Source organism: Escherichia sp. WS2035 (genome assembly GCF_046487065.1).
Taxonomy (GTDB): Bacteria; Pseudomonadota; Gammaproteobacteria; order Enterobacterales; family Enterobacteriaceae; genus Escherichia; species Escherichia coli.
Genome location: NZ_JBJQKD010000007.1, coordinates 161,392 through 174,970 on the forward strand (window position 1 = coordinate 161,392; position 13,579 = coordinate 174,970).

Sequence of the window (13,579 nt, forward strand, 5' to 3'; positions counted from 1 at the left end):
ATTTGCTTGCCGGTTATTTTGCTTCCGGCAAGCAAATTAATTACACAATGCAAGAGGGTTATTTGTTCAGCAAATGACCCATTTTCTCGGCTTTGGTATCGAGATAATGTTCGTTATTGGGGTTGCGACCTACAATCAACGGTACGCGTTCAATAATATTAATCCCTGCTTCGGTCAGAATTTCGACTTTTTTCGGGTTATTGGTTAACAAGCGGACTTCATTGACGCCAAGGAGTTTGAACATATCAGCGCAAAGAGTGAAGTCGCGCTCATCAGCGGCGAAGCCTAACTGGTGGTTAGCCTCTACAGTATCGTAACCTTGATCCTGCAGTGCGTAAGCGCGGATTTTATTCAGCAGACCAATGTTACGACCTTCCTGACGGTGATACAGCAAAATACCACGGCCTTCCTCGGCAATTTGCGTCAATGCCGCTTCGAGCTGGAAGCCACAATCGCAGCGCAAGCTGAACAGGGCGTCACCGGTCAGACATTCGGAATGGACGCGCGCAAGTACCGGGGTATGCCCGGAAATATCGCCATAGACTAGCGCGACATGATCGTGTCCGGTTGCCAGTTCTTCAAATCCCACCATCAGGAAATCGCCCCATGGGGTTGGCAGTTTGGCTTCTGCCACACGTTTAAGCTGCATGAAATTCTCCAGATAATGCTGGTTCTGTATTGGCTTATTTTGCCATAACGAGAAGGGGTTCACCTAATCACGACGCGTCGATCGTTCACGGAATGGCACAAATCTGTCAATTTTTCCTGGAACTGGCATTTTCAGTTATGATTGTGGGACTTATCAAAAAGGAGAGGCCATGCGTTCGATTGCCAGACGTACCGCAGTGGGAGCTGCACTATTGCTTGTCATGCCAGTAGCCGTATGGATTTCTGGCTGGCGTTGGCAACCTGGAGAACAAAGTTGGTTACTAAAAGCGGCTTTTTGGGTTACTGAAACTGTCACCCAGCCCTGGGGCGTCATTACACATTTGATTTTATTCGGCTGGTTTCTCTGGTGTCTGCGTTTTCGCATTAAGGCTGCCATTATGTTATTTGCCATTCTGGCGGCAGCAATCCTTATGGGACAAGGCGTTAAATCCTGGATCAAAGACAAAGTCCAGGAACCACGACCTTTTGTTATCTGGCTGGAAAAAACACATCATATTCCGGTTGATGAGTTCTACACTTTAAAGCGAGCAGAACGCGGAAATCTGGTGAAAGAACAGTTGGCTGAAGAGAAAAATATCCCACAATATTTGCGTTCACACTGGCAGAAAGAGACGGGGTTTGCCTTTCCTTCCGGTCACACGATGTTTGCTGCCAGTTGGGCACTGCTGGCCGTTGGTTTGCTGTGGCCGCGTCGGCGAACGTTAACCATTGCTATCTTGTTGGTCTGGGCAACGGGAGTCATGGGAAGCCGCCTGCTGCTCGGGATGCATTGGCCACGCGATCTGGTTGTAGCTACGTTGATTTCGTGGGCGCTGGTGGCGGTGGCAACGTGGCTTGCGCAACGAATTTGTGGGCCATTAACACCACCTGCGGAAGAAAATCGCGAAATAGCGCAACGAGAACAAGAAAGTTAACGCTGGTTGATTTTCCGAATTTAGCCCTTAAATCATCAACAATGCGCGTGGATGCCATTTCGCAGACGGCGCGAAAATGGTACTTTAAAGGGCTATTGCGGTAAGTTGACCATAATTTATTCGCTCTAACCACATAACGGGAAGTAATGTGAAATATTTACTCATTTTCTTACTGGTGTTAGCGATCTTCGTGATTTCGGTCACGTTGGGTGCGCAGAACGATCAACAGGTGACGTTTAATTATCTGTTAGCGCAAGGGGAGTACCGTATTTCCACATTGCTGGCGGTATTGTTTGCTGCGGGGTTTGCTATCGGTTGGTTGATTTGCGGCCTGTTCTGGCTGCGAGTTCGTGTTTCCCTGGCGCGCGCTGAACGTAAAATAAAGCGACTGGAAAACCAGCTTTCACCCGCGACTGACGTGGCTGTAGCGCCGCACTCGTCTGCGGCGAAGGAATAACTTTCTATGCTGGAGTTGTTGTTTCTGCTTTTGCCTGTAGCCGCTGCCTATGGCTGGTATATGGGCCGCAGAAGTGCGCAACAAAACAAGCAAGATGAAGCCAACCGCTTGTCGCGTGATTACGTAGCGGGGGTTAACTTCCTGCTTAGTAATCAACAGGATAAAGCGGTAGACCTGTTTCTCGATATGCTTAAAGAGGATACAGGTACCGTTGAAGCCCACCTTACGCTCGGAAACCTGTTCCGTTCGCGTGGCGAAGTTGATCGCGCTATTCGCATCCATCAGACCCTAATGGAAAGCGCCTCGCTGACCTATGAACAGCGGCTTTTGGCGATTCAACAACTGGGGCGTGATTACATGGCTGCCGGGTTATACGACCGCGCGGAAGACATGTTCAATCAGCTGACAGATGAAACTGACTTCCGCATCGGCGCGCTGCAACAACTGCTACAAATTTACCAGGCTACCAGCGAGTGGCAGAAAGCAATTGATGTTGCCGAACGCCTGGTGAAGCTGGGTAAAGATAAACAGCGCGTCGAAATTGCCCATTTCTACTGTGAGTTAGCTCTGCAGCATATGGCCAGCGACGATCTCGATCGTGCCATGACTTTGCTAAAAAAAGGTGCGGCGGCAGATAAAAACAGCGCCCGCGTATCCATCATGATGGGACGCGTGTTTATGGCGAAAGCAGAATACGCCAAAGCCGTCGAAAGTTTGCAACGTGTCATATCCCAGGACAGAGAACTGGTCAGCGAAACGCTGGAAATGCTGCAAACATGCTATCAGCTGTTGGGTAAAACTGCCGAATGGGCAGAATTCCTGCAGCGCGCGGTGGAAGAGAACACCGGTGCCGATGCTGAATTGATGCTTGCGGATATCATCGAAGCGCGCGACGGTAGTGAGGCTGCACAGGTCTATATTACGCGCCAGCTTCAGCGTCATCCGACCATGCGTGTGTTCCATAAATTAATGGATTACCACTTAAATGAAGCAGAAGAAGGGCGTGCCAAAGAGAGTCTGATGGTGCTGCGTGACATGGTTGGCGAGAAGGTACGTAGTAAGCCTCGTTATCGCTGCCAGAAATGTGGTTTTACCGCATACACCCTCTACTGGCATTGTCCGTCTTGTCGGGCCTGGTCAACCATTAAACCAATTCGCGGTCTTGATGGCCTGTAATTTTTAAAAAAATCCGACTTTAGTTACAACATACTAATTATTGATCTTCTATTGTGTTCCGGTACCGACGGCGCGGAAAAGCCTGCCAGAGGAGAAATCGCAACTGTTAATTTTTTATTTCCACGGGTAGAATGCTCGCCGTTTACCTGTTTCGCGCCACTTCCGGTGCCCATCATCAAGAAGGTCTGGTCATGACGTTAACTGCTTCATCTTCTTCCCGCGCTGTTACGAATTCTCCTGTAGTTGTTGCCCTTGATTATCATAATCGCGATGCCGCGCTGGCCTTTGTCGACAAGATCGACCCACGCGATTGTCGTCTGAAGGTCGGCAAAGAGATGTTTACATTGTTTGGGCCACAGTTTGTGCGCGAACTTCAACAGCGTGATTTTGATATCTTTCTTGACCTGAAATTCCACGATATTCCCAACACTGCAGCGCACGCTGTCGCTGCTGCGGCTGACTTAGGCGTGTGGATGGTGAATGTTCATGCCTCCGGTGGGGCGCGTATGATGGCCGCAGCGCGTGAGGCACTGGTTCCGTTTGGCAAAGATGCACCGCTTTTGATTGCTGTGACAGTGTTGACCAGCATGGAAGCCTGCGACCTGGCCGATCTTGGCGTGACACTGTCACCTGCAGATTATGCAGAACGTCTGGCGGCACTGACGCAAAAATGTGGCCTTGATGGTGTGGTGTGTTCTGCTCAGGAAGCTGTGCGCTTTAAACAGGTATTCGGTCAGGAGTTCAAACTGGTTACGCCGGGCATTCGTCCGCAGGGGAGTGATGCTGGCGACCAGCGCCGCATTATGACGCCAGAACAGGCGTTGGCGGCTGGTGTTGATTATATGGTGATTGGTCGCCCGGTAACGCAATCGGTAGATCCAGCGCAGACGCTGAAAGCGATCAACGCCTCTTTACAGCGGAGTGCATGATGAGTGATTCCAACAGCCGTCTGGTCTACTCAACGGAAACCGGACGTATTGATGAGCCAAAAGCGGCCCCTGTACGCCCTAAAGGCGACGGTGTGGTGCGTATTCAGCGTCAGACCAGTGGACGCAAAGGTAAGGGCGTTTGCCTGATTACCGGTGTCGATCTCGATGATGCCGAACTGACGAAACTGGCAGCTGAACTGAAGAAAAAATGCGGCTGCGGCGGAGCAGTAAAAGATGGAATTATTGAAATCCAGGGCGATAAGCGTGATTTATTAAAATCAATGCTTGAAGCGAAAGGGATGAAGGTAAAACTTGCAGGCGGCTAACATAAAAAGCCACGGATATATCCGTGGCTTTCGAATATTTTACTGTGTGTATTATTCAGTTATTTCGTACTGAACAGAATCAAGCGTATTATAATTGCGAGTCGATAATCGACATTTATTTACGATTATTTACCGACCTGGTGACCAATAACACCACCGACGGCTGCACCACCTAATGTACCCAACGTACTGCCATCGGTCAGTACTGCACCGCCTAATGCCCCTGCACCTGCGCCGATTGCGGTGTTGCGGTCCCGTTTAGACCAGTTAGAACAGGCACTCAGAGACATTGCCAGGGTAATTGCCAGAACAGCCGCGGTCATTTTTTTGCTCGTTACAAACATAATACTCTCTCCTGAATTTATGATTCACGGAAGTAAGCTCTCTATAACTATAATAGCTAAGAATAAGCCAGGTGAAATTATTCCGTGAAATCCGCTCGCGCGCAGGGTTATATCACGCAGGTGATAATGACTTCCTGTTATATCGCTGATAATAATTTTATATCTTGAGAGTGTTAATAACAGGTAAATAGTCTTAATTATCAACCAGGAATCATCTTAGAGCGGATGATTTGCCAAACTGCAAATCATCCGTAGAGAAGGGAAATGGTTAAATGTCAACGACGTGAACGGTGAGTTTACTTTGTTCAAGATGCATCAGATCGCTGGCGCGTATTTTCGAATCGGTAATCACGCGATTGAATCGCTCAACGGGGCCGATGGAGTATGAATGTACAGCACCAAATTTCGAGCTGTCGGTCAGGACTATCGCCTCGCACTCTTTTTCCAGCACGGCATTGACCACATCGGTACGCATCATATCGCGACCGGTAAACCCAGTTTCAGGTTGCCAGCCATCAATACCAATAAATGCTTTGCTGAAATGCACCTGTTGGATGCACTGGCGTGTCAAAGGGCCAACCATACTTGCGCTTTTTTTCTGGTACACGCCACCGAGCAAAATGACTTCACAAGGCGCGTCTTTCAGCAAATGCGCGATGTAGCTGCTGACCGTGATGATAGTGACATTTTTCTTCTGCTCGCCCAGAGTCCGGGCGAGCAGGGCATTGCTGCTACCATTTTCGATAAAGATGGTTTCGCCCGGTTGAACCAGTGACGCGGCAAACTCGGCGAGTTCACGCTTCAGCGTATAGTTGCTCATCATACGGGTTTCGACGTCATCACTATCAAGCGAAACTGCAAAACCATGTGCACGTCGGAGGTAACTCAGTTTTTCGAGGGTGTTGAGATCCTGGCGAATGGTAACTTCAGAAACTCCAGTGGCTTTTGCCAGATCGGTTACGCTAACCTGACCCTGGTCAATGACCATCTGTAGAATAGTTTGTTGTCGGGAATTCATCGCTGTAATTCTTATAACGTTATAATACTAAATAAAAAAATACTGACGCGCCGGCATCCTCAAATAGGAAAACCTGAAGGCACGATTGTTAAATCTCCCACGGTGCCTTCGGGATGTCTGGCGTAGATTCAGCAACCTGGCGCAAGAGTTCTGCTTTAAGTATCTCGAGATTATGGATCGCAGAGTGGTAATCGCCTGCCACAAGGATATCTAACACAATATCAATACGTTCGGCAACGCGCTGGGCATCAAATTCAGACATCAAGGACATCCTTATAGCAAAAGGGGGAAAATGAATAATGCAAAAATTGCCGCTAAAAGAGAAGGGTTTAACAGCAACGGCTAATTATCATCCGGGAATACGATATATAATGACGGAATATAGCGCTAAGTATATATATTCATCTACTTATGCGCGCTTCAGATAGCGTTTATACCAGCGTTCGAAGGCGACGGCGGGCATCGGTTTGGCAAACAAAAATCCTTGTCGCTCATTGATCCCGTTCTTGGTTAAAAAAGCATCTTCCTTTGCACTTTCTACACCTTCGGCGATCACCTGAAGATTCAATGCCTGGGCCACAGCGACGATCGCCCGGACCAGTGATTGCGAGACAGGCTGTTTGTGAATATCCCGAACAAAAACCTGGTCAAGTTTGATGGCATCGATCGGAAAGCGCGCCAGTTGCGAAAGTGAAGAGTAGCCGGTACCAAAATCGTCCAGATGAACTTGCGCACCTAATCGGCTAAATTGTTGAATAACAGACAGTGCCAGTTCATCATTCTCAATCAGGCAGCTCTCCGTCAGTTCAACATCTATAGGGCAGTATTCAAAATTGAGTTCCTGGAGAACCTGTTTCAGGGCGGTGAAAATGGTTTGATCGGCGAGCTGACGTGCAGAAATATTTACCGCTACTCGCAGGTTAATGCCTTTATCCCGCCACTTCGCTACCTGGCGTACGACATCGAGAATCACCCAACGGCCTAAAGGCACAATTAGCCCTGATTCTTCGGCGTAGGAAATGAAGTCCAACGGTGGAATCAACCCACGTTCAGGTGACTGCCAACGTACTAGTGCTTCCAGACTGCGCACTTCACCACGCCAGGTGATTTTCGGTTGATAGTGAATAACCAACTGATCGTTTTCCAGTGCTTTACGCAAGTTGGTATCCAGCCAGAGATATTCAAATACCCTCTGATTCATTTCTGGGGTAAAAACGCAAAATTGTCCTCGTCCGCCTTCCTTCGCTGTGTACATTGCTGTGTCGGCGTGACGAATAATAGCCGCGCTGTCCGAACCATGTTCGGGAGAGAGTGAAATACCTACTGAACAGCTGGTATAAACTTCAATTAAACCAATGCGAAAGGGGAGCCGTAAGCGGGTCAAAATTCGTGATGCCATTGCTTCCAGCGCGCTTTGTGAGGTATTGGATGCCAGTACCAGAAACTCATCGCCACCTGGACGCGCCAATACCTGGTCATGTTCGAGACAGCTTAAAATAGCCAATGACACGTCGCGTAATAACTGGTCACCAAACAAATGCCCATAGGCGTCGTTGACCTTTTTAAAATTATCCAAATCAAGATACACAACCCCAACTTTATTGTTATCTGCCTGATTAATAGCGTGATCGATTAACTCCTGCATTGCGTTACGATTCGGCAGTCCGGTGATACTGTCGGTATTTGCCAGAATACGCAGTCGCTCCTGAGCGCGGCGCTCTTCGGTAATGTCGGTGCCGGAACAGATTAAAAAAATCTCGTTTTTGCCACTGCCGCTGTGGACAAATTTATTGCGAAACAGAAACAGCCGCTGGCCTTTACGTGTTGGTATCCACAGTTCGACTTCATATGCATTGCCGCTTCGAAAAAATACACGGTTATTGCGCCTGGATGCCGCAGCTTCACGACGACTCATAAACAGTTTAAACACGCTTTGCCCAATGACGTCGTGTTCTTTCAAGCCTGTGTAATCTTCACATAACCGATTAAAGCGCTGGATATTCCCCCGGCTGTCGAGAATCACTATTGCGGAATGTGCTTCAGAAACTACCTGCTCAGCAAAGGAAAGCCCATGTGATAAATCACGAGCAACCGCCGGTGTGTCATGCCATGCAGACGCGTTGCCTCCCCATTCTCGTTTATTGATTTTTCGTCCTACCAGATGCACAGAAAGATCGCTTTCATCGACGGTCAGACTCATCATCAGGCTGGAGGTGATGACCGTCATTTCCCTGATGCGAGCAGCCTGTTCGGCAGATAGTTGCAAAATACGATCGGGTTCTGTGATTTCGGTGGTAGAAAAGCGCAAAACATCGCTGCTTTCCGTCAACCGCCAGTATGGATTGTGCGATCCGAGAAAGTTGTACAACGTTGTGGACTCCCTAACGGTTTTCATGATGCATATCCTCCGGTTAACAGCGGAGTCCGCAGTTAAATAAAAGGAACAACATGACTTACATGAAATTAACGGCGGCTAAACACATTGTTTTTTTATATATTTATTTGTAATCCAGTTTTGGAAAAACGCCAGTTTTCAAACGAAAGTCAGTTAAAAATCTGCCGGGATATGACGAAGGTTGAGCGGGGAAATAAACGGCCCATCCATGAGGAATGGGCCGTGAAAGGAGATTACGCGACTGGGCGCGCAATAATGCTGCGGGTTTCCATGCGGACTTCGGCAATGGTGACGTCAATAACGTCAGTCACTTTGTAAGCCGTTTCACCTTTAATTTGTACAGTGCCGTTTTCCTGGCTGCAAACCAGTTCATCGCGCACAGCGTGTAAGAAAGGTGCTGGAATAAAGGCGATAGCGCCGTTATCAACCAAACGAACACGCATGCCGCCACGGCTGATATCGACAATTTCCGCCGCGAAACGGGTGTCGGTCCCGGCTTTGTCTTTCAGGAAGCGTGCGTATAACCAGTCGCCAACATCACGTTCTGCCATCCGGTTGAGACGGCGACGCTCGGCCATTTGGACAGTGATTTCATCCTGTGGACGCGTCGCAGTTTCGCCTTTGATAACCGCTTTCAGCAGACGGTGGTTGATCATGTCGCCATATTTACGGATCGGCGAAGTCCAAGTGGCGTATGCTTCCAGACCGAGGCCAAAGTGAGGACCGGGTTCAGTGCTAATTTCAGCAAATGACTGGAAGCGACGAATGCGGCTGTCGAGGAAACCAGTTGGTTGCGCATCCAGTTCACGACGCAGTTTGCAGAAACCGTCCAGCGTGAGCACTTCTTCAGCATCGACATGCAGACCGTGCGTTTTCAGCAACGCTGCCAGCGCGTCGGCATTCGCCGGATCAAAGCCCATATGCACGTTATAGATGCCAAAACCGAGCTTATCGCGCAGTACGCGGGCCGCACAAATGTTAGCGGCAATCATCGCTTCTTCGACGATACGGTTGGCAATGCGACGAGGCTCGGCGACGATATCCAGCACTTCACCTTTTTCACCGAGAATAAAGCGGTAATCCGGGCGATCTTTAAACACCAGTGCGTGGTTATGACGCCACTCGCCGCGGCGTTGGCAAATTTGTGCTAGCAAACGGACTTGTTCGGCAATTGCTTCGCTTTCAGGCTGCCAGTCACCGGTATTTTCCAGCCAGTCAGAAACCTGGTCATACACCAGCTTCGCTTTGGATTCGATGGTGGCGGCAAAGAATTCGATATTATCTTCAATGGTGCCATCAGTGGAGAGCGTCATGCGGCATGCCAGTACCGGGCGGACTTCATTGGCGCGCAGTGAGCAGAGATCGTCAGAAAGCTCGCGAGGCAGCATAGGGATGTTGAAGCCAGGCAGATAGTTGGTGAATGCGCGAATTTTCGCGGCTTTGTCCAGCTTGCTGCCTTCAGCAATCCACGCGGTTGGATCGGCAATCGCCACAATCAGCTGAAGTTTGCCATCCGGTAACGCCTTGGCGAAAAGGGCGTCATCCATATCTTCTGTGCTGGCACTGTCGATGGTGACAAAATCCAGCGCAGTCAGATCTTCACGAACCAGACCTTCATCGAGCATTTCGGTAGCAACGCCGTCTGGTGCTTCTTTTTCCAGATTATGACGCGCAAGGGTAACCCACCACGGTACAAAGTGATCGTCACCAAAAGTGATGTATTGTGTCAGTTCAGCATAGAAAGAACGATCGCCTTTCAGCGGATGACGGCGCATTTCGGCAACCGCCCAGTCACCTTCTTTAAACTCGTGGTTCAGGCCACGGGCTGCGCGGCAAGGAATGGCGTCTTTTAAGAGTGGATGGTCAGGAACGATGGCCAGACGGTCATTTTTGCCCTGAACTTTACCCACGAAACGAGTCAGGAACGGTTCAACCAGTTCTTCTGGCTCTGCGGATTCACGTTCTTTTTCACTGTGGATCACCGCGATAATTCGGTCGCCATGCATGACTTTTTTCATCTGCGGCGGCGGAATGAAATAACTTTTTTGCGCGTCGACTTCCAGGAAGCCAAAGCCTTTTTCTGTGGCTTTTACCACCCCTTCAGCGCGTGGCGTCTGGGAATGCAGTTGCTGTTTAAGCTGCGCTAGCAGCGGGTTGTCCTGAAACATAATTGTCTATTTTGGTGGCCATTAGAGCGGCTGACAGTTTTACGCGAATCTGTCTGACGCGGCAAGGTTAATATGTCTCACCCAACGCGATTTTTAAGCGATTTATCCAGCCACACAGCCCGCTCCATACTAGCAGATTAATAATCTGCGTTGATGATTTTTCGTGTTCGAGTAATGGGCTGAACTGGGCGGCGCTAAAGCGATCGGGTGCTCGGGTCAGCCATTGTATCGCCTGAACGGTAGCGCGCTCAACAGAATGACGGTCAGCCCATCGGTTAATTTCATTTTCGCCCTTGCGCAGAAGGGGGCTGATTTTTTTATATTCATTTGATGAATTCATACAGGCGGCAAAACAAGCAGGACTGCCATTTATCCGCGCGCATAACAACGCCGCAAGCTGATTATCCGGCTGTGTATTGACCCGTGTGCTGTTTAACAACTTTTCGAGAAGGGAAAGTGAAATAGGGTGGAGAGAGAGTGTGTTGGCCAGTTGGCAAAGTTCTGCAGTTGAACTTTTTGTGTGCTCTTCAGGGAGTTTTTCCACCTCATAGCTGCTTCGCCAGCGTAATGATTCATCAGCAAACAGTGACGCGTCGGCGTAGTTTTGTATCTCCAGCCCGGGTAACCAGCGTACTGGATGCCCGAGATAAGCCTGAAATGTCGCAATGGTCCGCGCCTGAAAGCCAATAAAACCAATGATTTGGTTAATGATCACACAGTCACAGACAGTAAGACCAACGTCATTCAGATGCTGGCGCGATCGGTTGTCGATAATAGAAGGCGAGCTAGCCAGTTGGCGGGCATATTGCGTGATTTGTGCCAACCGATGATTACTTTCCCTGGAGGAATCAGGCCCGGGGAGCGGCGTAAGTCGCGCAGAATAGTAGTTACATAACCGTTGGACGCCGCAAACCTGAGCAACCGTCAGGGCCGTCGACAAGCGTTCATAAGCGGTGAAGGTCTGTGAACGAGTCACGGTAAGCGGGTCAGGGAACAACTCCACTGCAAGAACGCGCGCAGGGACCAGCCATGAAAGGAAGGGGGCCAGCGTTTCTTCATCAAGGATCACGTCGAGCAGAAAGGGATCGCTGACCTTTGCGGCTTCCGGGACCAGAGGCAGAACGTCATACTCCGCAGTACTGGATTGCGTTTCATGATACCAGTGGCTTTTGCCGGTGATGTGGCGTTGTTCCATGGGCGCTCCTTGGTCGTAAAGGAAATCGTTATCCTGACGCAAGGCGGGAAGGGGAGAAAGACGGATCGGCGATAACAAATATCAGAAAGGTATAACAGAGATAACGGGCGGCAGAACGCCGCCCAATATTTACCAACAGAACGATTATTTCAGTTCGAGTTCGTTCATTGCAGCGATGCTGAAACCGCCGTCAACGTGGACCACTTCACCGGAGATACCGGCAGAGAGATCGGAGCACAGGAATGCCGCGGAGTTACCCACATCTTCAATAGTAACGGTACGGCGAATCGGGGTAACGGCTTCGCAATGAGCCAGCATTTTGCGGAAGTCTTTGATACCGGAAGCCGCCAGAGTACGGATCGGACCAGCAGAGATGGCGTTAACACGCACACCTTCCGGACCCATCGCGTTCGCCATATAGCGCACGTTCGCTTCCAGAGACGCTTTTGCCAGACCCATAACGTTGTAATTCGGGATAGCGCGCTCAGCGCCAAGGTAGGAAAGGGTCAGCAGGGCAGAACCCGGATTCAGCATGGAGCGGCAAGCTTTTGCCATTGCAACGAAGCTGTAGGAGCTGATGTCGTGGGCAATTTTGAAGCCTTCACGAGTAACGGCGTTAACATAGTCACCATCCAGCTGATCGCCAGGTGCAAAACCAATAGAGTGTACGAAACCGTCAAATTTCGGCCAAACTTTCCCCAGTTCAGCGAACATGGTGTCGATGCTGGTATCTTCGGCAACATCGCACTGCAGAACGATGTCAGAACCCAATTGAGCGGCAAATTCTTCTACGCGGCCTTTCAGTTTGTCGTTCTGGTAGGTGAATGCCAGTTCAGCTCCTTCGCGGTGCATCGCCTGAGCGATACCGTAGGCGATGGACAGTTTGCTGGCAACACCGGTTACCAGAATGCGCTTACCGGAAAGAAAACCCATAGCTTTAATCCTTATTGTTGATGCTTGTTGTGCCTGAAAATCAGGCGATTCGTCGTTTTAGTAAACAGTACGAACTGATAAACGGTTATTATAATCAACCTGGCTGTGGGTGGCTATAGTTGCGCTTTCTGTAGCGGAGAGAAGCTGCGGTACAGAGCATTTTGCGTTATCTACTCCTGACGCCTGCAAGGGGGAGGTTGGGGAAATATCTTATAGAATCTGACTTTGAAACTATTCGTATTAGCTCCTATAAGTTTAATGATGAAAACAGAACTGGCGACAACAAGTCGCTGTCTTTCTGATGAATTGACTCCAACTTAATATTGTCAACTATCTTCACAGAATCTCCACAATCTCTTCATTATCAGAATATGCATCATGAATAAGATAAAAATACTTTCCATTACTTTGGAGAAACGTATAATTAGCAAAAATGAGAATGATCATTCTCACCAAGTGATAGGCCAGGAGACAGAAATGACCAGCAAGCTGGAGATACGCCACAAACAGCGTCAGGATGAAATCATTAACGCCGCCCGTCGGTGTTTTCGTCGCTGCGGATTTCATGCCGCCAGTATGTCGCAAATTGCCAGCGAAGCTCAGCTTAGCGTGGGTCAGATATATCGTTACTTCGCCAACAAAGACGCCATTATTGAAGAGATGGTTCGCCGTATCATCGACTTTCGTATTGCCCAAATGGACATTGACGCGCGTACCGATCACTTCCCGGAAGTCCTTGCCTTGCGTAAATCCTTAAATGAGGACGACGACGCGCTGATGCTGGAAGTGGCTGCAGAAGCCACACGCAACCCGCGGGTTATGGCAATGCTTGAAGAAGCTGACGCCAGAATGTTCGCTAACGGTTGTGCACATATGAAAAGAATGCATCCCCATCTTAGCGACGAGCACATTCGTTGCTGCGTTGAAGTGTTTGCTACCATGATGGAAGGTACGGTTTATCGTCGTTTAACACCGCAAAAAAGCGATCCACAACATCTGCAGGAAATATATCAGGATATTGTTAGTATGTTGATAAATAAATAAGAACAGAATTA

At 49.2% G+C, this 13,579-nt stretch carries 15 protein-coding genes and 1 pseudogene; 8 read left to right on the forward strand and 8 right to left on the reverse strand.

Annotated features, from left to right (window positions below; translation table 11 throughout):
• Positions 1–58 precede the first annotated feature (58 nt).
• Positions 59–649, reverse strand: a complete 591-nt coding sequence (ribA, locus tag ACJHX4_RS13790) for a GTP cyclohydrolase II (RefSeq protein WP_001176294.1) — start codon at positions 647–649, stop codon at positions 59–61.
• A 169-nt stretch (positions 650–818) separates the two neighbouring features.
• On the opposite strand from ribA, the gene pgpB reads away from it, so the two are divergent.
• The 5 genes from pgpB (at position 819) to yciH (ending at position 4,471) form a co-directional block, all read left to right on the forward strand.
• Complete coding sequence (gene pgpB / locus ACJHX4_RS13795) at positions 819–1,583, forward strand: phosphatidylglycerophosphatase B (RefSeq protein WP_001256547.1); 765 nt, start codon at positions 819–821, stop codon at positions 1,581–1,583.
• A gap of 148 nt (positions 1,584–1,731) precedes the next feature.
• Entirely contained in the window at positions 1,732–2,040 is a 309-nt protein-coding gene (lapA, locus tag ACJHX4_RS13800; RefSeq protein WP_000876284.1) for a lipopolysaccharide assembly protein LapA, read from the forward strand.
• A gap of 6 nt (positions 2,041–2,046) precedes the next feature.
• A complete protein-coding gene (gene lapB, locus ACJHX4_RS13805; protein ID WP_000891345.1) occupies positions 2,047–3,216 on the forward strand; it encodes a lipopolysaccharide assembly protein LapB in 1,170 nt (389 codons plus the stop codon).
• A 191-nt stretch (positions 3,217–3,407) separates the two neighbouring features.
• Complete coding sequence (gene pyrF / locus ACJHX4_RS13810; RefSeq protein WP_000176263.1) at positions 3,408–4,145, forward strand: orotidine-5'-phosphate decarboxylase; 738 nt, start codon at positions 3,408–3,410, stop codon at positions 4,143–4,145.
• On the forward strand, positions 4,145–4,471 hold the full coding sequence (yciH, locus tag ACJHX4_RS13815; RefSeq protein WP_001443123.1) for a stress response translation initiation inhibitor YciH: 327 nt from the start codon (positions 4,145–4,147) through the stop codon (positions 4,469–4,471). Before pyrF ends, yciH begins: the two co-directional genes overlap by 1 nt.
• Before the next feature lie 125 nt (positions 4,472–4,596).
• On the opposite strand, the gene osmB is transcribed toward yciH, so the two are convergent.
• From osmB to yciZ, 3 genes are all read right to left on the reverse strand, one after another.
• Positions 4,597–4,815 carry an osmotically-inducible lipoprotein OsmB gene (osmB, locus tag ACJHX4_RS13820; RefSeq protein ID WP_000498253.1) on the reverse strand — a complete coding sequence of 73 codons (219 nt, stop codon included), beginning with the start codon at positions 4,813–4,815 and terminating at the stop codon, positions 4,597–4,599.
• A gap of 268 nt (positions 4,816–5,083) precedes the next feature.
• Positions 5,084–5,833 carry a DNA-binding transcriptional regulator YciT gene (locus ACJHX4_RS13825; protein WP_332279030.1) on the reverse strand — a complete coding sequence of 250 codons (750 nt, stop codon included), beginning with the start codon at positions 5,831–5,833 and terminating at the stop codon, positions 5,084–5,086.
• A gap of 88 nt (positions 5,834–5,921) precedes the next feature.
• Positions 5,922–6,095, reverse strand: coding sequence for a protein YciZ (gene yciZ / locus ACJHX4_RS13830; protein WP_001288368.1), 174 nt, complete (start codon positions 6,093–6,095; stop codon positions 5,922–5,924).
• 37 nt (positions 6,096–6,132) lie between these two features.
• Between yciZ and ymiD the strand changes: the two genes are divergently transcribed.
• Positions 6,133–6,261, forward strand: a complete 129-nt coding sequence (gene ymiD / locus ACJHX4_RS13835; RefSeq protein ID WP_023156862.1) for a protein YmiD — start codon at positions 6,133–6,135, stop codon at positions 6,259–6,261.
• Here ymiD and pdeR read toward each other — a convergent pair.
• Positions 6,243–8,228, reverse strand: a complete 1,986-nt coding sequence (gene pdeR, locus ACJHX4_RS13840) for a cyclic di-GMP phosphodiesterase (protein ID WP_000859936.1) — start codon at positions 8,226–8,228, stop codon at positions 6,243–6,245. The two genes, ymiD and pdeR, sit on opposite strands and share 19 nt — an antisense overlap.
• 53 nt (positions 8,229–8,281) lie before the next feature.
• On the opposite strand from pdeR, the pseudogene ACJHX4_RS13845 reads away from it, so the two are divergent.
• Positions 8,282–8,385, forward strand: a pseudogene (locus tag ACJHX4_RS13845) (hypothetical protein).
• A 76-nt stretch (positions 8,386–8,461) separates the two neighbouring features.
• Here the strand turns inward: ACJHX4_RS13845 and rnb are convergent.
• The 3 genes from rnb to fabI all read right to left on the reverse strand — a co-directional run bounded on the left by rnb (position 8,462) and on the right by fabI (position 12,524).
• Positions 8,462–10,396 carry an exoribonuclease II gene (gene rnb, locus ACJHX4_RS13850; RefSeq protein ID WP_000485012.1) on the reverse strand — a complete coding sequence of 645 codons (1,935 nt, stop codon included), beginning with the start codon at positions 10,394–10,396 and terminating at the stop codon, positions 8,462–8,464.
• Between the two features lie 67 nt (positions 10,397–10,463).
• Complete coding sequence (locus ACJHX4_RS13855; RefSeq protein WP_001296036.1) at positions 10,464–11,591, reverse strand: carboxymuconolactone decarboxylase family protein; 1,128 nt, start codon at positions 11,589–11,591, stop codon at positions 10,464–10,466.
• A 144-nt stretch (positions 11,592–11,735) separates the two neighbouring features.
• Positions 11,736–12,524 (reverse strand): enoyl-ACP reductase FabI, encoded by a 789-nt coding sequence (gene fabI, locus ACJHX4_RS13860; protein WP_000506492.1) that lies wholly within the window; start codon positions 12,522–12,524, stop codon positions 11,736–11,738.
• A gap of 477 nt (positions 12,525–13,001) precedes the next feature.
• Here fabI and ACJHX4_RS13865 point away from each other — a divergent pair, with 477 nt between their 5' ends.
• On the forward strand, positions 13,002–13,568 hold the full coding sequence (locus ACJHX4_RS13865) for a TetR/AcrR family transcriptional regulator (RefSeq protein WP_000202113.1): 567 nt from the start codon (positions 13,002–13,004) through the stop codon (positions 13,566–13,568).
• Positions 13,569–13,579 lie beyond the last annotated feature (11 nt).